Raw genomic sequence first — 20032 nt, 5'->3', positions numbered from 1 at the left:
CCGACCGGACTACTCTGTGTAGTCGACTGTGTGACGTCGATGCGAGCGACGCCGAGGGGCGATGCCGACGGTGCCCGGGAAGGAGCGAAGGACGTGAGCGGAGCAACTCCACCGGTGCTGCACCGGCTGCGGGACCTGATTGACGCGGACCGAGACGGCTTCGCGCAGAAGGTCTTTGCGCGATTCTTCGGCAACTCGCCGGAGTTGCGCGACCTGTTCCCCGCGCACATGAGTCACGTCCGCGAGGCCTTCGTCGACGTTCTCGACCACGTGCTCGACGTACTTCCCGGCGACTCCGGGCACGAGGAGCTCATCGAACTGCTCGCGCAGCTGGGGCGGGACCACCGCAAGTATGGGGTCACCGACGCCCACTACAACCAGATGGCGCAGGCGCTGGTCACCGAGTCCGCGCGGCTGCTCGGCACCGAGTGGAACACCGAATCCGCCGAGACCGTGGCCCAGGGCATGCTCCTGACCACCGGCGTGATGCGCGGCGCCGCGCAGACGGTGGAGGGCCCGGCCACCTGGCGGGCGCGCGTGGTGCAGAAGTTCACCATCAACCGCGAGCGCGCCGTGATCCGCCTGGTGGCCGTCGATCCGATGCCGCCGTTCCACTCCGGCCAGTACCTGGAGACGCAGATCCCGCAGTGGCCGCACGTGTGGCGCAACCTGTCGCCCGCGATCCCGCCGAACGACGCCGGCGAGCTCGAGTTCCACGTGCGCGCCGTGCCGGGCGGTGCGTTCAGCGCCGCCGTCGTGGCCGAGACCGCACCCGGCGACGTGTGGACCTTCGCGCAGTCGCACGGACGGCTGCGCATCGACCGCGACCGGCCCGTGCTGATGGTGGCCGGCGGCACCGGACTGGCCCCGCTGCGCGCCCTGCTCCTGGAGATGGCGCGTAGGGCCGACACCCCGCCCACGCATCTCTTCTACGGGGCGCGCTTCCCGGGCGAGCTGTACGACCTCGCCATGCTGCGCGAACTCGCCACCACCAACCCGTGGCTCACCCTCACCGGCGTGGTCGAGGAGCCGACCGATCCCTGGTGGATCAGCGGCGCCGTGGACCCCAGTCAGTGGGGCGTGTCGATCGCCCGCGGCAAGGTCGGCGACGTCGCCGCGCGGTACGCCGACTGGTCCGACCGCCAGGTGCTCATCGCCGGGCCGCCGGACATGGTGATCTCCACCAAGCTGCGGCTGCGGCTGGCGGGGGTGCCCAGCGATCGGATGCACCACGACCCCGTCGCTCAGCACTGACGCGACGGGGCCGTGAATAGCAGTCGTGGTGGGCCGACCGATTACTCGGCTCGACGACGACGCGGCTGCCAGAGCACCACGGAGCTCGAACGCTCCACGTGCACCAACTCGCCGGGCGGACGCCCACGACCTGCGCCGTGCGCGGTCAGCACCTCCACCTCGCGGTGCAGTGCCGCCACCTGGTCGCTCAGCTCGATGATCCGTTTGATGCCCGCCAGGTTCACACCCTCGTCCTGCGACAACCGCTGGATCTCCCGCAAGCGATCGACGTCGCCCTGCGAGTAGCGACGACCGCCGCCCCGGGTCCGTTTCGGGGTCACCAGGCCGAGCCGGTCGTAGGTGCGCAGGGTCTGCGCATGCATGCCGGCGAGTTCGGCGGCCACCGAGATCAGGAAGGTGGCCGAGTCCGGAACCGACGGGCTCTCACGCACCGGCCGCTGCGGCGTCGAGCCGGCGCGTTCGCTCTTGCTCTCGCGCATACCCGATCACCGCCCCCAGCCCGCCCGAGGATCGAAGCCCGCGGCCTGCTCGGCTGCGGCATAGGCCTTCATCGCCTCCACCGCGGAGTCGTCGAGCTTCGGCGGTACCGCGACCTTCACGGTCACCAGCAGGTCGCCCACGCCACCGGCCCGCTTCGGCACGCCGCGGCCCTTGAGCCGCAACGTCCGGCCGTCGGCGGTGTTCGGCGGAATCTTCACGCCCACCGAACCGTCGAGCGTCGGCACCGACACCGTGGTGCCCAGCACCAGTTCCGAGATGCTCACCGGCAGTTGCAGTTTCAGGTCGTGCCCGCTGCGAGTGAACAGCCGGTCCGGCGTGATGTGCACGGTGACGTACAGGTCGCCCGACGGAGCGCCGCGGCGTCCGGCCTCACCCTGACCGGTCAGCCGGATGCGCTGGCCGTCCTCGACGCCGACCGGGATCTTCACGTTGATGGTGCGCGGTCGGACCTGCACGCCGCTGCCGGAGCAGTCGGCGCACGGCTCGTCGATCTTGGTGCCGGTGCCCTGGCACTCGGGATCGGGCTCGGCGAAGCCGAAGTGTCCCTGGTCCCGCTGCAGGAAACCGGTGCCGTTGCACGAGGTGCAGGTGCGCGGGCTGGTGCCCGGCTTGGCGCCGCTGCCGTGACACGTGGTGCACGGCGACGGGCTGGTCACCCGCAGGCTGATCGTGTTGCCCTTGACCGCATCGCGGAAGGCGAGGGTGGTCTCGGTCTCCAGATCGTTGCCGCGGCGCGGTCGCTGCGGTTGCTGCTGGCGCGTTCGGGAACGTGATCGGCCGCCTCCGCCGAAGATGTCGCCGAAGTCGAAGCCGCCCATGCCGGCGCCGCCGCCCGCACCGCCGAACAGGTCACCGAGGTCGAAGCCCCCGGCACCGCCGGTGGTGGTGTAGCCGCCACCGCCGAATCCGCCGGCCCCGTCGCCGCGGAATCGTCCGCTGGCCATGAGCGCGCGCGCTTCGTCGTACTCCTTGCGCTTCTCCGCGTCCGACAGGACGCTGTTGGCTTCGGAGACCTTCTTGAAACGTTCTTCGGCTGCGCTGTCACCGGGATTCCGGTCCGGGTGCAGCTGTGCCGCCAACTTCCGGTAGGCCTTCTTGATGTCACTGGCCGAAGCGTCCGAAGCGACGCCCAGATCGGAGTAGAAGTCACGGTCGAGCCATTCTCGTTGCACCGCCACTCTTCGTCACCTCCTTGGTTCTCCCTAGTTCTTCTAGTTTCTTCGAATGTAGTGCTGCGCGTCCGGCTGTGGGCCGGACGGAAAGTCTGTGTCTGTGCGGCGACCACCGCGGGACCGGCGCAATCTCTCGCTGCCGGTCCCGCGTGGCGCGCTAGGCGTCGCCCGCGGTCGGGGCGGCGCTGGGGGCGGCGTCGGTGACGGTCACCATCGCGTGGCGAATCACCTTGTCGCCCAATCGGTATCCGGCGCGGTACACCATGCCGAGGACCAGTTCCGAGCCGGTGGCATCGTTCTGGATCGCTTCGTGCAGCTCCGGATCGAAGGCGTCGCCCGGTTCCCCGAACTTCACCAGTTGCTCGCCCGCCAGGACCTCGCCGAGCTTGTCGGCGAAGGCCTTCAGCGGCCCGTCGACGAGATCGCCGTGCTCACGTGCACGATCGAGGTCGTCGAGAATGGGCAGCAGCTTGTCGACCAGCTTCGCTCGCCCGCTCGCTGCCGCCTGCGCGAACTCCTCGGCACTGCGCCGACGGAAGTTCACGAACTGGGCCCGCTCGCGCTGCAGCGCCTCGGTCAACTCCGCCACCTGCGGATCGTCTACCGCCTCCGCGGCGGGAGCCTGCTCGGCTCCCGTCGCGGCTGCGGCCTCGTCAGTCACGGCGTCGACGGTGGGGTCGTTCTCGCCCGCGCCGCCCGGCTGCGTCACTTCTGCTCGTCCGCAGGGTCTTCCACGACCTCGGCGTCGACGACGTCGTCGTCGTTACCGCCCGTGGCGCCTGCTGCGGCGTCGCTGCCGGCTTCGGACTCAGCGTTGGCGTAGATCGCCTGACCCATCGCCTGCGAGCGCTCCGAGAGCTTCTCGATCGCGCTGCGGATGGCTGCCGAGTCGGTGCCCTTGAGGGCTTCCTTGGCTTCGTCGACCGCCGCCTTGACGTCGGTGACGACCTCCGCCGGAACCTTGTCCTCGTTGTCCTTCAGCACCTTCTCGGTCTGATTGACCAGCGACTCGGCCTGGTTGCGGGTCTCGGCCTCCTCGCGACGCTGACGGTCTTCCTCAGCGTGCAGCTCGGCGTCCTTGACCATGCGGTCGATCTCGTCCTTGGACAGACCGGAGCCGTCCTGGATCCGGATGCTGTTCTCCTTGCCGGTGCCCTTGTCCTTCGCGGTGACGTGCACGATGCCGTTGGCGTCGATGTCGAAGGTCACCTCGATCTGCGGGACGCCCTGCGGGGCAGGTGCGATGCCGCCCAGCTCGAAGCTGCCGAGCAGCTTGTTGTGGGCCGCGATGTCGCGCTCACCCTGGTACACCTGGATCTGCACCGACGGCTGGCTGTCTTCGGCCGTGGTGTAGGTCTCCGAGCGCTTGGTCGGAATGGTGGTGTTGCGCTCGATCAGCTTGTGCATCACGCCGCCCTTGGTCTCGATACCGAGGGACAGCGGGGTCACGTCGAGCAGCAGCACGTCCTTGACCTCGCCGCGCAGCACGCCGGCCTGCAGGGCAGCGCCCACGGCGACGACCTCGTCCGGGTTCACACCCTTGTTCGGCTCGCGACCGTTGGTCAGATCCTTCACCAGCTCCGAGACGGCGGGCATCCGGGTGGAGCCGCCGACCAGGACCACCTGGTGGATGTCGTCGATCTTGATGCCGGCGTCGGCGATGACCGCCTCGAACGGCTTGCGGCAGCGATCCAGCAGGTCCTGGGTGATCTTCTGGAACTCGCTACGCGAGAGGGTCTCGTCCAGGAACAGCGGGTTCTTGTCCGCGTCGACGGTGATGTACGGCAGGTTGATCGTGGTGCTCTGCGAGGCAGACAGCTCGATCTTGGCCTTCTCCGCAGCCTCACGCAGACGCTGCATCGCCATCTTGTCCTTGGTCAGGTCCATGCCGGAGCTGGCCTTGAACTTCTCGACGAGCCATTCCACGACACGCTCATCCCAGTCGTCGCCGCCCAGCTCATTGTCGCCGGAGGTCGCACGGACCTCTACGACGCCGTCGCCGATCTCCAGGAGGGAGACGTCGAAGGTGCCTCCACCGAGGTCGAAGACCAGGATGGTCTGCTCGTTGCCGCCCTTGTCCAGGCCGTACGCGAGAGCCGCAGCGGTGGGCTCGTTGACGATACGGAGCACCTCGAGGCCGGCGATCTGGCCGGCTTCCTTGGTGGCCTGACGCTGCGCGTCGTTGAAGTAGGCCGGCACGGTGATGACGGCTTCGGTGACGTCCTCGCCCAGGTAGGCCTCGGCGTCGCGCTTGAGCTTCATCAGCGTACGAGCGCTGATCTCCTGCGGGGTGTACTTCTTATCGTCGATCTCCACCGACCAGTTGGCGTCGCCCATGTGGCGCTTCACCGAGCGGACGGTGCGGTCGACGTTGGTGACGGCCTGGTTCTTGGCGGGCTGGCCCACCAGGACCTCGCCGTTGCGCGCGAAAGCGACGACGGACGGCGTGGTGCGCGAACCTTCCGCGTTGGTGACGACGACGGCTTCGCCACCTTCCAGCACCGCGAGTGCGGAGTTGGTGGTGCCGAGGTCGATTCCGACAGCACGTGACATGTGTGTTCCTCCTCGTTCCGGCTCAGCGAGCCGCTTGTCTTTTCCGGCCTGACGGCCTGTGGTCTGCAAATCCAATCTGCGAAACCTCAGTGCCTCACACTCAACTGATAGTCGCGGGATCCGAACCCGTCAACCTTAGTTGAGTCTGCAACACTCAGGTTTCTCGATCGGTTCAACCTCCCACCGGCCACCGTTGTTCCCAGAGTTGAGCCTTTCCGACTGAGGTTTATCGTGATCCTGGTCACCCGACCACGGGCTGCGTGGGCCATCTGCGTCGATGGGATGATGAGGAAGGCAAGACGTGACGCGTACCGGCCGCGACCGCGCGGCCGACAACGAAGGAGCAGCCATGTACCTGGCCACCATCCGCCTGGGCGACACCACGCGTGCAGTCAAACGCATCGAGCGCGACGGCCAGACGCAACTGATCGATCTCGGCTACCCCGACGTGCGGGCAGTGCTCGAGGATCCCGAAGGTCTGACGAGGGCCGCGGCCGTCGTCGACGGCACCGTGTACGCGGCCGGCGCCGCCGACTTCGCACCGCCGGTGGTGGACCCGGGCAAGGTGGTCTGCGTGGCCCACAACTACGGCGAGCACTTCAACCTCCTCGGCCTGAGGGTGCCCGAGCATCCGCGCCTGTCCACCAAGTTTTCCAGCGCCCTCATCGGGCCGAACGACCCGATCGTCGTGCCGTCCGATTCGCACGCCCTCGACCCCGCCGTGGAACTGACCATCATCATCGGCAAGTCCGTCCGCCACGCCGACGACGACGAGGCGGCCGCCGCCATCGCCGGATTCACCGTGCTCAACGACGTCGCCGACCGCAGCCTGGCGTTCGAGACCGACGAGTGGGCGCTCGGCGACGCGTGGGACCGCTCCACCCCGATGGGCCCCTACGTGGTGACTCCGGAAGAACTGTCCGGCGGCATCCGCCCGACGCTGACGCTGTCCACCCGTGTCGACGACACCGAGGTACAGACCGGCGACACCGCTGACCTGCACTTCGATCCGGTGCACGTGGTGCGCCGCGTCTCCCGCTTCATGCAGCTCTCCCCCGGCGACGTCATCGCGACCGGCAGCCCGGTGACGCCCGTGCACCGGCACGGGGCCGACGCCCACTTGAAGCCCGGCCAGGTGGTGGTCGCCGCCATCGACGGCATCGGCGAGTGCCGCAACACCGTCGTCGCACAATGACCGGCCACGTCAGCTACGAGGTGCGCGGGCAGGTCGCGCACGTCCGACTGAACCGGCCGGAGAAGCTCAACGCCCTCACCCTGGACATGATCGACGAGTTGGCTCGCCTCGCCGACCGCGCGGCCAAGGACCGGTCGCTGCGCGCCGTGGTGATCGCCGGCGAAGGATCGTCGTTCAGTTCCGGGCTCGATTTCGCCTCCACGGCCGACCAGCGCGGCCGGATCGTGCGGGCGCTGGTCCCCAAGCGCCGCTCGGCCGCCAACAACTTCCAGGCGGCGGGCTGGGCCTGGCGCTCGGTTCCGGTCCCGGTGATCGCGGTGGTCAGCGGCCATTGCTACGGCGGCGGCCTGCAGATCGCACTCGGCGCGGACTTCCGGTTCGCCACGCCCGACGCCGACTTCTCGATCATGGAATCCCGCTGGGGCCTGATCCCCGACATGTCGCTGTCGGCGAGCATCGCTCAGCTCACCTCGATCGACGTCGCCAAGCGCCTCACCATGACCGGCGAGAGGTTCGACGCCGCGCAGGCACTGGAGTGGGGCCTGGTCAGCGGGGTGTCCGACGATCCGTTCGCAGCCGCCGACGAGCTGATCGCGGCGATCTCGCAGCGGTCGCCGGACGCGGTGGCCGCGTCCAAAGCCCTGTTCGAGCAGACCTGGTACAACGGCTCGCGCCTGTCGTTCCCGGTGGAGCAGGCCCTGCAGGTCCGCCTGCTGACCGGCCGCAACCACACCGCCGCCCGCAAGGCCGGCATGGCCAAGACCGCCCCCGTTTTCACCGACCGCCAGTTCTGAGTTCTCGACGTGAGCATCCGGAAAGCCTTCGACACCGACACGACGTCGGCCTGGGACCGCGTGTTCCCGGCCACCGCTTGGCGGAGCCGGGACGACGACGATCCCGTCGGCGCACTCTGGCGCGGCGCGCAGATCTTCCGGATGCTGGGTTTCCTGTACGCGCTCAGCTTCAACATCACGATCAACGACGAGCTGTCCCGCCCGGCCGTGGCGTGGGTGCTCTTCATGCTCCTCACCGGCGTCAACTTCCTGCTGGCCGCCGGTTATCTCCTGGGCCCCGGGCGACGCTGGTGGTGTATCGGCGCGGAGTTCGCCGTGTTCATCGCCGCGATGCTCTCCACCTTCCTCGTCGCCGACGACGCCTGGATCGCGAACAACCAGACGTGGCCGACCACCCTGTGGGCCGCGAGCGCACTACTGTCGGCGGCGGTGCTCGGCGGCACGTGGGCGGGCGCGCTCGGCGGCCTGCTGATCGGCGTGACCAATTTCGTGGTCAAGGGCGAAGTGTTCATCAACATGGGCAACCCGACGTTCCTGCTGATGGTGGTGGCCGGCATGGCGCTGGGCCTGGCCGCGTCCCGCGCTCGCATCACCCACGCCCAACTCGCCGTCGCGGTCCGGGTGGCCACCCGGGCGCAGGAGCGCGATCGTTTGGCCCGGCACGTGCACGACGGCGTGCTGCAGACCCTCGCCCTGATCTCGCGACGCGGGCAGGAGATCGGCGGTGCCACCGCGGAGCTCGCCGAACTCGCGGCCACGCAGGAGTTGCGCCTCCGTCGACTCATCGCCGAAAGCCCCGTCGACGGCCCCGTCCCGCCGACCGGCACCCTCGACCTGGGACCCGCGCTGCGCGCCCTGGCCGACGAAACCGTCTCGGTGAGCACCCCCGCCGATCCGGTGGTGGTGCACGCCGACACCGGCGCGGAGCTGCTGGCCGCGGTCCGCAACATCCTGAACAACACCGCCCTGCACGCGGGTGCCGAGGCGCGCAGCTTCCTGCTGCTCGAAGACCTCGACGACGAAGTGGTGGTGAGCGTTCGGGACGACGGCTGCGGTATCGCGCCCGGCCGACTCGAGGAGGCCGCCGCGCAGGGCCGGATGGGCATCAGCCGATCCATCATCGGGCGGGTGGAATCGCTCGGCGGCTCGGTTTCGCTGAAATCCGCCCCCGGCGCGGGCACAGAATGGGAACTGACCGCACCGACCGGGTGCACGAGTTCCGCCGCACGGAAGGACACCACCTCATGACCGATACCGCTCCGATCCGAGTGATGGTGGTCGACGATCACCCGATGTGGCGCGACGGCGTCAGCCGCGACCTCACCGACGAGGGCTTCGACGTCGTCGCCAGCGCCGACTGCGTGGCACGCGCCGTCGAGGTCGCGCGGGCGGTGACCCCCGACGTGATCCTCATGGACATGCATCTGCCCGACGGCACCGGCACCCAGGCCACCGCCGGCGTGCTCGCGGTGTCCCCGAAGTCGCGCATCCTGGTCCTGTCGGCGTCGGAGGAACGCGACGACGTCCTCGACGCGGTGAAGGCCGGGGCCACCGGCTACCTGGTCAAGAGTGCCCGCCGCCCCGAACTGGTCGCCGCCGTGGAGGCCACCGCCGCCGGACAGACCGTCTTCACGCCGGGCCTGGCCGGACTGGTGCTCGGCGAGTACCGACGGCTGGCCAAGGAGCCGACGCCGGAGGCGCCCGCCCTCACCGAACGGGAGACCGAGGTCCTGCGCTGGGTGGCCAAGGGCCTCAGCTCCAAGCAGATCGCCGAACGACTGCACCTGAGTCCGCGCACCGTCGAGAACCACGTCGGCGCCGCCCTCCGCAAACTCCAGCTCGGCAACCGTGTCGAACTGGCCCGCTACGCCCTGGAAAACGGCCTTTCCTGACCTCCCGTAGCACCATCTGCGCAGATCAGGGCGCTTCCACCTAGGTAAACTAGGTAGTTCTGCGCATGCCCCGGCGGCGGTCGCGAATCAGACTTATCGGTATGAGCGCAGCCAACGACCCGATGGCCGCCGTCGCATCGATCAACGACGAGCTGGCAGACATCGCCACCCGTCTCACTCGGGTCACCGCTCGGGTCGCCGCCTTGACCGACGGTCTCGCCGCCTCCGCGCTCACCGATTCTCCCCAGGCTTCTGCCGATGCCGCCGTGCCGGCCGCTGTCGACTCCGCCCGGCGCCAGGCTCCGGAACCCGCTGCCGTTCTCGCTCCCCCGGTACGCCCGGTGCCGCCGAAGAACCGCGCCATGGCCCCTCCTGTCACCGCCCCGCCTGTCACCGCCCCGCCGGTCGGCGTGCCCCAACTGCAGTACGCCACCGCGCACACCGGCTTCGCCGCTCCGCAGTATCAGCCCGCCCCGTTCCCCGCGCCGCTGCCGGCTCCGCCGCGCACTCCGGCCGCGCCGAACCGTCTCACCGCGGCCGGTGCCGGGGGCCAGCTCGGCAAGATCCTGGCCTTCGCCGGTGTCGCCATCACCTTGATCGGCGTGGTGCTGCTCCTCGTCCTCGCCGCCCAGGCCGGTCTGCTCGCGCCGCAGGTGCGGGTGACCGGCGGAGCGGTCCTGGCCGCGGCGCTGGTCGGCGCAGGCATCGTCGTCGGCCGGTCCCCGGCCAAGCGGTCGGCGGCTGCCGCCCTCGCCGCCACCGGCATCGCCACCGCGCTGTTCTGCGTGCTGGCGGCGACGAACATCTACCACTGGCTGCCGGCCCTCGCCGCACTCGTGTTGACCGGCATGATCGCCGCGGGCGGCTTCGTCTTGGCCCGCCAGTGGGACAGCCAGCCGCTCGGCCTCGCCGTCGGCGTCGGTCTGGTGCTGTTGGCCCCGTTCCTGGCCGACGGCGACGACGCGGTGCTGCTGGCGTTCCTGCTGGTCTACGCGGCGGCCACCCTGGCCGTCCAGATCGGTCGCGACTGGCCCGCACTGTTCGCGGTCAACACCGCGGCGACGGCCGTTCCGCTGGTGCTGCTGCTCAGCCGCGGCGGCGACGCGTCGGCCACCGCCTTCCTGATCGGCGCCGCCGCAGCGTTCGTCCTCGCGATCGCCTCGGCGATCGTCTTGCTCCGCAGTTCGGGCGCACCGGTCGCACTCGCGCTGACCAGTTCGGTGCCGCTGCTGCCGATGCTCGGCGCCGACGCCGTTCTCGCCACCACCCCCGCCGCCCTGCTGTGGGCCGGCGTCGCGGCGGTCCTGATCACCCTCACCGTGGCCGGTTCCCTGGTGCCCGGCAGCACGCTCGGCACCCGCACCGTCTGGCTGGCCGGCGCGGCTGTCGCCGGTGTCGCCATCGTGGCGATCCTCGGCGGCGCCGACGCTCTGCAACTCGGCTTCCTCGGGGTAGCACTGGCCCTCGGACTGGGATCCCGCTTCGACGCGGAGCTCACCTCGTCGTACCGGATCATCGGCACCGTAGCGTTGGGCGCCGGACTCCTGTCGATCGCACCCCAGGCGGCGATGGCCCTGAGCGACGCCGACTGGCTGGGCGCTGCGCACCGCACCCAGGTGTTCACGGCCGCCGTGCTGGCGCTGGCCGCACTGGCCGCACTCGGTTGGTCGTGGGTCCGCGGGGCGCGCGGTTCGGAATCGACCGTGATCGCCTGCGTCGGCGGCCTGATCGCGCTCGCCCTGATCAACGTCCTCTGCGTCGCCGCGGCCGCCGTCGTCACCGACGGCAGCGACGCCGGGTTCCGCAGCGGCCACCTCGCCGCGACGGTCATCTTCGCCGCCGCCGGAGCGGCCGCACTGATATGGGCGCGCCGCCTGCGCGGCACCAACCGCGCCCTCGCACTGACCGCCGGGCTGCTGGTGCTGGCGACCGCGGTCGCGAAGCTGTTCCTGTTCGACCTGTCGGCGCTCGACGGCATCTTCCGCGTCGCCGCCTTCATCCTCGTCGGCCTGGTTCTCCTCGGACTCGGCGTGGCCTACGCCCAGACCCTGGACGACGATCCGTCGTCGATCCGCCCGTCCTCCCTCGAGGATCCCCCGACCGGGCCCATCCCGGTCGCCCCCATTCCGGTTTCGGTGACACCGCAAAAACACCGCTGAGGGGTCGTTGATGGCCGGCCCTCCCATTCGGGAGGACCGGCCATCACGTGTTTCTACGCCCTATTCGGGGCGTGGCCTACCAGTCCTCTTCGTCGAAGACGACCATGCCGCGGATATTGTTGCCCTCCAGCATGTCGTCGTAGGCCCGGTTGATGTCCTCCAGCTTGTAGGTCTGGGTCACCAGGTCGGCCAGGTTCAGCTGGCCCGCGCGGTACTCGTTGAGGAGCTTGGGCACCTGGGTGCGCGGTCCGGCGCCGCCGAAGATCGCGCCCTGCACGCGCTTCTGCAGCAGCGTCAGCTCGAACAGGTTCAGCTTCACGTCCATGGCCGCGTAGTCGCCCATGCCGACCACGACGACCTGTCCGCCCTTGCCTGCCATCGCCATCGCGGGCGCGATGTACTCGCCCTTCATCTCGCCGACGGTGAGCACCACCGTGTTGGCCATCGTGCCCCAGGTGAGTTCACCGACCACCGGGAGCGCCGCCTCCATGGACTCGAAGACGTGGGTGGCGCCCAGCTTCTCGGCCATGTCGCGCTTGAACTTCACCGGGTCCACCGCGATCACGTGGCGCGCACCCGCGGCCTTGGCGCCCTGCACCGAGTTGATACCGACACCGCCGATCCCCACCACCACCACGGTGTCGCCGACCTTGGAGCCGCCGATCTCGGTGGCCGAGCCCCAGCCGGTGGCCACGCCGCAGCCCAGCAGGGCGGCCTCGCGCAGGGGAATGTCGTCTTCGATCTTCACCAGCGACGCCTGGTTCACGGTGATGTACGGCGAGAAAGTGCCGAGCAAACACATCTGGGTGAGTCCGGTGCCGTCGGCGGTACTGACGCGGTGGGTCTTGTCGGCGATCGACAGACCTGTGAGCAATCCGGCACCTTCGTCGCAGATGTTCTGCTGACCACGCGAGCACGGACCGCAGACGCCGCACGCCGGGATGAACGCGGTCACCACGTGATCGCCCTCCGCGAACCGGGTCACGCCCGGGCCCACCTTGACCACGATGCCAGCGCCCTCGTGTCCACCGACCACCGGGAACGGCGCCGGACTCTGGCCCGTGCGCAGGTGGTGGTCGGAGTGGCACAACCCGGAGGCCACGAGCTTGACCTGCACTTCGCCGGCCACCGGATCGCCGAGTTCCACCTCCTCGATCTGCCACTCTTCGTTCACTCCGTGCAGAACTGCGGCCTTGGTCTTCATTCGCACTTCCTCATCGTCGATACCGGGATCGTTCGGGCGGACTCCGCCGCCTTCCTCGATGGTGGCCCGTAGTATTCGAACGCGAGCCCGATTCACAGAATCGGCGGTGCCCGAGATGCCCGACCACGGCGCGGGGATGCGGGAATAGGGCCCGGATGTGTCTACATTGGGGAGCCGTGGCAGCGAAACACAGGAGAGCACTGGCGACGGAACCGCCGACGCCGAACGAAGACGCGGCCACCGGCAACACTTCCGGCTATCGCCTCGATCTCGACGGCCTCCGGGGCGTCGCGATCTTCCTCGTCGCCGTCTTCCACGTCTGGTTCGGCCGAGTCTCCGGCGGCGTCGACGTCTTCCTGACCCTCTCCGGTTACTTCTTCATCGCTTCGCTGCTCAAGCACGTCACCAACTCGACGTCGCCGTCGGTCAGCTGGAATCGGGCCGTCAATCCGTGGCGGCGCCTCAAGCGACTGCTCCTGCGCCTGATCCCCGCACTGTTCCTGCTGCTGGCCTTCGCCGCGGCGATGATCTGGTGGATCATGCCCACCACCCGCTGGGGACCGCTGGGCGAGGAGATCGTCGCCTCGGCGCTGTACTACCAGAACTACCTGCTGGCCTTCTCCTCGCAGGACTACGGCGCCGCCGACTCCGCGGTGAGCCCGCTGCAGCATCTGTGGTCGATGTCCATGCAGGGCCAGTTCTTCGTCCTCACCCTGCTGGTCGCGCTCGCCCTCGGCGGCCTCCTCAAGCTCGGCGCCAAGCGCTGGGAGGTCCTGGGCCGTCGGAACACGGTGGCCTGGATCGTCGGCTTGGCCCTGCTCGGCGTGGCCGTCGTCTCGTTCGCCTGGGCCAACTACCGCCACGGCATCAACCAGCCGTTCAACTACTACGACACCGTCGCCCGACTCTGGGAGCCGCTCGTCGGCGGCCTGCTGGCCATCTGGATGCCGCGCCTGCCGATGCCGCAGTGGCTGCGCACCCTGCTGACCGTCGTCGGCGTCGCCCTGATCGCGACGTCGGGCATCTGGATCGCCGGCGTGGAGCAGTACCCGGGCGTCATGGCGTGGGTGCCCGTGGGCGCAACGCTGCTGCTGATCTGGGTCGGCTCGTCGCGCACCGCTCGTCATCCCGTCCCCGGCGCCGACCTGTCGCTCGGCGGCAAGGTCCTGGCCCACCCGTGGATCGTGTGGCTCGGTTCCATCGCCTACTCGCTGTACCTGTGGCACTGGCCCATCCTGATCTTCTACCTGACCTGGCGCTTCAAGGACCGGGTGTCGTTCCTCGAAGGCGCAGGCATCCTGCTCCTGTCGGTGCTGATCGCCTGGCTGTGCACCAAGTACATCGAGACGCCGCTGCGCTCCGGACGCGGCAAGGGCTTCAGCGTCCGCTACCGCCGGATCCTCGCGGTGATCGTGGTGGCGCTGACCGTCTTCGGCGGCACCAGCGCCGTCTACTGGCAGGCACGCGCCGCGTCGATGAAGGTCGACACCAGCAACCTGGACCCCCGCCTGTACCCGGGCGCCCGGGCGTTCATGGACGACGCCCCGGTGCCGGCGATCCCGCCGGTGCCGTCGCCCGAAGCCGCCAAGGAAGACTGGCCGCTGAGCCACGGCCCGCACTTCAGCAACTTCGGCGACCTCTCCGTGAAGGTCGGCGTGTACGGCGATCCGACCGCCACCCGGACCATCGCCGTGGTCGGCGGCTCGCATTCCGAGCACTGGATGACCGCGCTCGACGAGCTGGGCAAGCGGCACGGCTTCCGCGTCACCACGTACATGAAGGCCGGTTGCGCATTGAGCACCGAGGCCGTCGTCGAATACCAGGGCCGCAAGCTCACCGAATGCCAGGACTGGGTTCAGAAGGTCATGGACCAGCTCGCCGTCGACAAGCCGGAGATCGTGTTCACGACGAGTACCCGGCCCGTCCCCGGCGCCGCCCCCGGCGACTACGTGCCGCAGGGCTACCTGGACATCTTCGAGGAGTTCCGCGAGCGCGGGCAGAAGGTGATCGCCGTGCGCGATACGCCGTGGGGCATGGATCCGCCGATGGACCCGCCGGACTGCATCGCCGAGGGCCGCAGCCCCAACGTGTGCGGTGTGTCGCGCGACCGGATGCTGTCGCCGGTGAGCCCCACCGAGGAGATCGCCGCGGAGTTCCCGAACATGACGTTCATCGACTACTCCAACGCGGTGTGCAATGACACCTACTGCCCGGCCGTGGTCGGCAACATCCTGGTGTGGCACGACCGCCACCACCTGACCACCGCGTTCGTCCGCAGCCTGATCCCCTACCTGGAGCGGGACATCCAGCAGGCCACCGGCTGGTGGTGACCAGCGCCACAGCTCAACGGCGCAACACAGCTACCTGCCAGGTTCGCCTGTTAGCGTGACCGGCGAGCCTGCGGGCTCAGCTTGCTTATGACGACTACTGACGCCTTCACCCAGACCGCGCCGTCGCCCTCGGGGCCCACGGCCGGTGCGGTGACGGCATCGTCGTCGGACACCTCGACGCAGAAGCCGGCCACTACCAAACGGCCGTATCTGTTCCAGGTCGATCTGATTCGCGCGACGACGTTCGCGCTGGTGATCTTCGTCCACACGCTGACGCAGACCACCGACGAGCTGAACAACATCGGCACCAACAGCACGTCGCTGCTGTTCCATGCGACGCGAAACATCTTCTTCGCGCTCACCGGCTTCGTGCTGATGTACCAGTACCAGGGGCGCGAGGACTTCCGCGCCGTCTCGTTCTGGCGTCGGCGGATGAAGTTGGTGATCCTGCCGTACATCCTGTGGTCGGCGGTTTACTGGGTGATCATCGGGATGTGGGCCTGGGGTCGGCTCGACGAGGTGCCCCACAGTCTGGACGAATTCTGGCAGCAGCTGCGCTGGGGCACCGCGGGCTTCCACCTGTACTTCCTGGTCGTGATGCTGCAGGTGTACCTGCTGTTCCCGCTGATCCGGTGGCTGGTGCAGAAGACCCGCGGCCACCACGGCGCACTGCTGGCGACCAGTTTCGCGCTGCAGATCGCCGTGTTCGCGATCATCACCTACTGGACTCCGCCGGAGAGCTGGTCGAGCTGGTGGTGGCACCACTACGCCACGTTCGTGCCGTACCAGTTCTTCATCATCGCCGGCGCCGTCGCCGCCGCCCACCGCGCGCGGTTCGACGAGTGGATCACCGGCAAGGGCGGCTGGCTCGGCCTCGCGCTCGCCGGCACCGGCGCCTTCGCGGTCGGTCTGTACCTCTACGAGGCCTTCGTGAAGGGCACCGTCCACAGCAACGACAGCGCCTTCGCCGTCACCCTGCTGCCGTGGCTGGTCGTGGCCGCGCTCTCGATCTACGCGCTCGGCCGCCACTGGTCGGCGAACATCCGCCCGCGCGCACCGCGTTTCGCGAAGGCGGTGGCCTACGCGTCCAACCGCAGCTTCCCGGTGTTCCTGGTGCACGTGCTGGTGCTGTTCTTCCTGCTGCGACCGAAGACCGACGGCCAGCCCACGCTGGTGCACGCCCTCGGTCAGCCGTGGGGCACGATCGTCACCTACCTGCTGACCATCGGCATCTCGCTCGCCGCGGTGGAGGCGCTGCGGCGCGTGCCGGGTTCGATCTACCTGACCGGCCGCCCCCGCCTGCCCTTCCGCTGGCAGATCTGACCGACGCCAAAGGCGTTGAACATGGCGCGCGGGCGCGACAGTAGGGCTTCCCGGAAGTAATTACGCACCAACGACAGTCCGGTGCAGCCGTCGCACGGCGCGATCACCCCGGTCACGTCGATCCCCTCGGCCCGGCACAGTCCGACCGCTCGGCCGACATGGAAACCCTGGGTCACGATCAGTGCCCGCCGAACCCCGAACTCCTCCGCCGAACGACGACACGTGGCCGCCGTATTCATGCCGATCGGATCGTCGACGATTGCCACGGCCGGCACCCCGGCGGCCTCCAGGTAGGCACGCATGGTGCGGACTTCCCGGCCCGCGTCGTCACTGTCGTTGCCGGAGTTGAGGATTCGGTCCACCCGGCCGGCGCGGTAGAGCTGGACGGCGACGTCGAGCCGGTTACGCAGATAGGTTCCGGGCTCACCGTCGGCTGCCTTGGCCCCGAGCACGATCAGCGTGGTCGGCGCGCCCGCGGACAGATTCTTCGGTTCGACGACGCGCCCCCGCGCCGCGACCAACGACCACGTCGACGCCACCAGCACCACGAACGAGAGTGCCGTCGCACCCCACCACACCAGCATCGTCGGTCGAATCCTCACCCGCCCAACGGTAGTCGCGAGATGCGTTCGACCCGCTCGCGGTGTCGCGAGCGGGTCGAGCTGTCACTGCCTGCGGTCGGCAGACGACTAGCCGATCGACAGGAGATCTCCCGTACCACCGGGGGAGCCCGCGCCGCTGTCGCCGCCGAGGAGGTCAACGGCCGCGGGAGCGTTCGCACCCGAGTCACCGCCATCGTCAATGACCACAGGCTCCGGAGTCGACTCGACAGTCGAGGCCGGGGCCGGGGCACCGTCGACCTGTGCCGAGAGGGTCTCGGGAGCGGTGGCCGAAGCATTCGTCGTGGCGCTCGTGTCGTTCTGACCGAAGAGTCCGCCGAGGAAGTCCGGCAGATCCGACTCGACCTTCGGCGATCCGCCGTCGAACGAGATACGCACGAGATCGCTCTGGAACTGCGGAACGAACTTGCCGGCCATCAGGTCGATCAGCTCCGGAGGCAGCGGGAGCACACCGCCGAGCCCGGCCATCAGGTCAGCAAAGTTGTCTCCGAAGGGCGACATCAGGCCGACGTCGAAGGGATTCTTGATCGCGTACCAGGTCGGCTCCCCCTCGCCGGCACTATTCTGCTGGAAGATGAACAGGACGCTGGTGCACGACCCCTGACTCTTGCCGTCCTTGTCCGCGATGCTGGCCGTGCCGTAGAGCGCCGTGCAAACCACGTCCCTGTCGCCAAAAATAGTCGTCGTGGCCGTCGCGATACCGCCCAGTGCGGTCGCGTCAGCGCTGCCACCGCCGATAATGGGCATGGCGTTCGCGATCGCGATACCCAGCGGCAACGCCTGGGCAGTCGCGGTACCTGCGACCCCCAGCGCCAAGGCTCCGCCGAAGAGGGCATCAGCATTGGCCGTACCCTCCAAGGCCGCAATCGCGATCGCACCCGATGCGAAGTAGTCCGAGGACGCCGTCGCATTGCCGCCGAGGATCGCCAGCGCCGTGTTGTAGCCAGTGCCCGAAATGGTCGCAAAGGCCGGAACCAGCGTCACCGCGCCGAGCGGATCCTGAACCGGCACTGCAATTGCGCCGTTCAACGACGAGAGACCCAGCGGAAAATCAGGGAGGACCACCCCGAGGATCGCATCACCGATGGTGGCGATCACCGACGTCTGCGCGTCAGTGCAATCCGCCTTCGACTCCGGACCGAGCAGCGGGTCGCTGCTCTCCGACTTTCCCGGGTCACAGGAGACCACTCCCGGCAGGCCGATATCGATCACGGCGTTCGCCGGCGGCGCGGTGATGCCTCCCATGAGGAGCGCAGCAGAGGCGCTGGTGGCGGCCAGGGTCATCGCTGCGCGACGGCGACGGATTCGGCGGGCTGGTGAGGAAGCCATATGAGACTCGATCCTGTGCGTAGATGTACCTGTAATGAATGACCCCAGACACTGTGACACTAGGCATAGGCGAGTCCGATTTTTCGGAAAACTAACTATTTCTACTCAGTGGTCTCAATCCGCCCACCAGCGACCCCTTGCCGGGTAGGGTAGCCGGTCCCGCGATGCGGTTCGGCCCGCTCACCCAGGTGGCGAGCGGGCCGAACTCTGCCTCGACTTCGAGAGTGACGGACCTAGAGCGCGGGCTCGAGTTCGATCGACGTGGCCTCGACTGCGGCGTCGGATCCACCGAGGTCCAGGCCACCGGCCGAACTCGGATCGCTCGGCGCCAGCGTCACTGCGGGCGCCTGGTCGACGACAGGCCGCTCCGCCGCGACCGGCGGTGCGACACGGTCGGCGACGACCGGCGACACGTCCTGCTCCAGCGCTGGTCCGCCGATGCCGTAGCCCGACACGCTCTGCACGTCCGCCTTACTGAGGCCCAGGTCGCTCAGGCCGAGCAGCGGTCCGCTCGCCCGGCTCTGGCCGAAGATGCCCTGGAAGAACTGCGGCAAGTCGGTGGCGAACACCGCCATTCCATCCTGGAACGACACCCGGACGATAGAGCCCTTGAGTTCGGGGACGAACTTGCCCGCCATCGCCTCCACGATCGGATCCGGCAGCGCACCGCCGGTGACCAGCTTGCCCACCTTCGCAAGCAGATCCGCGATGTTGTCGCCGAACGGCGACACCTGGTTCACGTCGAGCGGGTTCTTGATCGCGTACCAGACCGGGCCGTCGCCCTCCTGGTACTGCTGGAAGATGAAGAGCACGCTGGTGCACGACTCGATGTTCTTGCCGTTCTTGGAGTCGGTCACGCTCGCCTGCGCGTACACCGCGGTGCACACGGCATCCTGCGACCCGTCGATGGCCGAGCTTGCGCTGGCGATACCGCCGAGCGCCGTCGCGCTCACATCCGCACCCTTCAAAAGGTGCGCCGAGTTGGCGATCGCAAAGCCCATCGGCAGGGCCTTCGCCGTCGCCGAATTCTTGGTGATCAGCGGGACTGAGATCGCCGTCGCCAGCGCGCCGCCGAACAGCGCATCCGCATTCGCCACACCGCCCATGGCGGCGATCGCGACCGCCCCGGCCATGTAGTAGTCCGACGACGCCGTCGCTTCACCACCCAGGACGACAATCGCTGTGTTGTAACCGGTGCCCTTGATCGTTGCAACGCCAGGGATCGGCCACAGAACACTAATCCCAGGGATAAAGGTGCCCTCCTCGCCGAGACCCGGCGTTGCGATCGCCGTGTTGAACGTCGACAGTTTGAGCGGCATGCCGGGCATGACTACGCCGATCAGCGCGTCCCCGATGGTCGCTAGAATCGAGGGCTGCGCGTCGCGACAATCGGCGGTCCCCGTCAGCTTGACCTTCGGAGCGATGATCGGGTCGAACTCGAACCCATCCTTCTCGTACCCTCCGGGCCCACACTGGGCGACAAACGGCAAGTCACCCAAACCGAACGCGTTCGCCTGGGCCGGCATCAGCCCGCCCGCGAGCAGGGTCGCAGAAGCCCCGACGGCGACGAGCCCGGCGGCCTTCTTGCGACGACGATTCTTACGGTTCAACGAAGTAGCCATGTGTCCTCAAACGTCATCGGGCCCCCGCCCACGCCAGACAGTAGCTGAGAGGACGCTTAACGGCGCGCTCCGATCCCCGTAACA

At 68.6% G+C, this 20032-nt stretch carries 16 protein-coding genes; 8 read left to right on the top strand and 8 right to left on the bottom strand.

The window, feature by feature from the left end; genetic code table 11:
- The first annotated feature begins 93 nt into the window (after positions 1 to 93).
- Complete coding sequence (locus MUG78_RS07720) at positions 94 to 1254, top strand: FAD-binding oxidoreductase (RefSeq protein ID WP_246993659.1); 1161 nt, start codon at positions 94 to 96, stop codon at positions 1252 to 1254.
- Between the two features lie 41 nt (positions 1255 to 1295).
- Here MUG78_RS07720 and MUG78_RS07715 read toward each other — a convergent pair whose 3' ends face one another.
- From MUG78_RS07715 to dnaK, 4 genes are all read right to left on the bottom strand, one after another.
- Positions 1296 to 1733 carry a heat shock protein transcriptional repressor HspR gene (locus MUG78_RS07715; protein WP_281499804.1) on the bottom strand — a complete coding sequence of 146 codons (438 nt, stop codon included), beginning with the start codon at positions 1731 to 1733 and terminating at the stop codon, positions 1296 to 1298.
- Between the two features lie 6 nt (positions 1734 to 1739).
- A complete protein-coding gene (gene dnaJ, locus MUG78_RS07710) occupies positions 1740 to 2933 on the bottom strand; it encodes a molecular chaperone DnaJ (RefSeq protein WP_246993658.1) in 1194 nt (397 codons plus the stop codon).
- A 151-nt stretch (positions 2934 to 3084) separates the two neighbouring features.
- A complete protein-coding gene (gene grpE, locus MUG78_RS07705) occupies positions 3085 to 3636 on the bottom strand; it encodes a nucleotide exchange factor GrpE (RefSeq protein WP_246993657.1) in 552 nt (183 codons plus the stop codon).
- Positions 3633 to 5480: a molecular chaperone DnaK gene (gene dnaK / locus MUG78_RS07700; RefSeq protein WP_246993656.1), complete on the bottom strand. Its 1848-nt coding sequence runs from the start codon at positions 5478 to 5480 to the stop codon at positions 3633 to 3635. The genes grpE and dnaK overlap by 4 nt, the downstream gene beginning before the upstream one ends.
- A 301-nt stretch (positions 5481 to 5781) precedes the next feature.
- Here dnaK and MUG78_RS07695 point away from each other — a divergent pair, with 301 nt between their 5' ends.
- From MUG78_RS07695 to MUG78_RS07675, 5 genes are all read left to right on the top strand, one after another.
- The gene (locus tag MUG78_RS07695) at positions 5782 to 6675 is read left to right on the top strand and encodes a fumarylacetoacetate hydrolase family protein (protein WP_246993655.1); all 894 of its coding nucleotides are present in this window, start codon (positions 5782 to 5784) and stop codon (positions 6673 to 6675) included.
- A complete protein-coding gene (locus tag MUG78_RS07690; protein ID WP_246993654.1) occupies positions 6672 to 7469 on the top strand; it encodes a crotonase/enoyl-CoA hydratase family protein in 798 nt (265 codons plus the stop codon). The genes MUG78_RS07695 and MUG78_RS07690 overlap by 4 nt, the downstream gene beginning before the upstream one ends.
- Before the next feature lie 15 nt (positions 7470 to 7484).
- On the top strand, positions 7485 to 8717 hold the full coding sequence (macS, locus tag MUG78_RS07685) for a MacS family sensor histidine kinase (RefSeq protein ID WP_372493285.1): 1233 nt from the start codon (positions 7485 to 7487) through the stop codon (positions 8715 to 8717).
- Positions 8714 to 9361, top strand: a complete 648-nt coding sequence (locus MUG78_RS07680) for a response regulator (protein WP_246993652.1) — start codon at positions 8714 to 8716, stop codon at positions 9359 to 9361. Before macS ends, MUG78_RS07680 begins: the two co-directional genes overlap by 4 nt.
- Positions 9362 to 9462: 101 nt before the next feature.
- On the top strand, positions 9463 to 11520 hold the full coding sequence (locus tag MUG78_RS07675; RefSeq protein WP_246993651.1) for a DUF2339 domain-containing protein: 2058 nt from the start codon (positions 9463 to 9465) through the stop codon (positions 11518 to 11520).
- 76 nt (positions 11521 to 11596) lie between these two features.
- Here MUG78_RS07675 and MUG78_RS07670 read toward each other — a convergent pair whose 3' ends face one another.
- Positions 11597 to 12724 carry an NDMA-dependent alcohol dehydrogenase gene (locus MUG78_RS07670; RefSeq protein ID WP_246993650.1) on the bottom strand — a complete coding sequence of 376 codons (1128 nt, stop codon included), beginning with the start codon at positions 12722 to 12724 and terminating at the stop codon, positions 11597 to 11599.
- A gap of 155 nt (positions 12725 to 12879) precedes the next feature.
- On the opposite strand from MUG78_RS07670, the gene MUG78_RS07665 reads away from it, so the two are divergent.
- Both MUG78_RS07665 and MUG78_RS07660 read left to right on the top strand, forming a co-directional pair.
- The gene (locus tag MUG78_RS07665; RefSeq protein ID WP_372493158.1) at positions 12880 to 15054 is read left to right on the top strand and encodes an acyltransferase family protein; all 2175 of its coding nucleotides are present in this window, start codon (positions 12880 to 12882) and stop codon (positions 15052 to 15054) included.
- An 87-nt stretch (positions 15055 to 15141) separates the two neighbouring features.
- Positions 15142 to 16377: an acyltransferase gene (locus MUG78_RS07660; protein WP_246993648.1), complete on the top strand. Its 1236-nt coding sequence runs from the start codon at positions 15142 to 15144 to the stop codon at positions 16375 to 16377.
- Here the strand turns inward: MUG78_RS07660 and MUG78_RS07655 are convergent.
- The 3 genes from MUG78_RS07655 to MUG78_RS07645 form a co-directional block, all read right to left on the bottom strand.
- Entirely contained in the window at positions 16332 to 16979 is a 648-nt protein-coding gene (locus MUG78_RS07655; RefSeq protein WP_246993647.1) for a SanA/YdcF family protein, read from the bottom strand. The genes MUG78_RS07660 and MUG78_RS07655 overlap by 46 nt on opposite strands.
- Positions 16980 to 17066: 87 nt before the next feature.
- Positions 17067 to 18281, bottom strand: coding sequence for a hypothetical protein (locus MUG78_RS07650; protein WP_246993646.1), 1215 nt, complete (start codon positions 18279 to 18281; stop codon positions 17067 to 17069).
- 278 nt (positions 18282 to 18559) lie between these two features.
- Entirely contained in the window at positions 18560 to 19948 is a 1389-nt protein-coding gene (locus MUG78_RS07645; RefSeq protein ID WP_246993645.1) for a hypothetical protein, read from the bottom strand.
- Positions 19949 to 20032 lie beyond the last annotated feature (84 nt).

The sequence above is a fragment of the Gordonia alkaliphila genome, assembly GCF_023017165.1.
GTDB lineage: Bacteria > Actinomycetota > Actinomycetes > Mycobacteriales > Mycobacteriaceae > Gordonia > Gordonia alkaliphila.
This window is presented reverse-complemented; position numbering and strand designations above follow the sequence as displayed.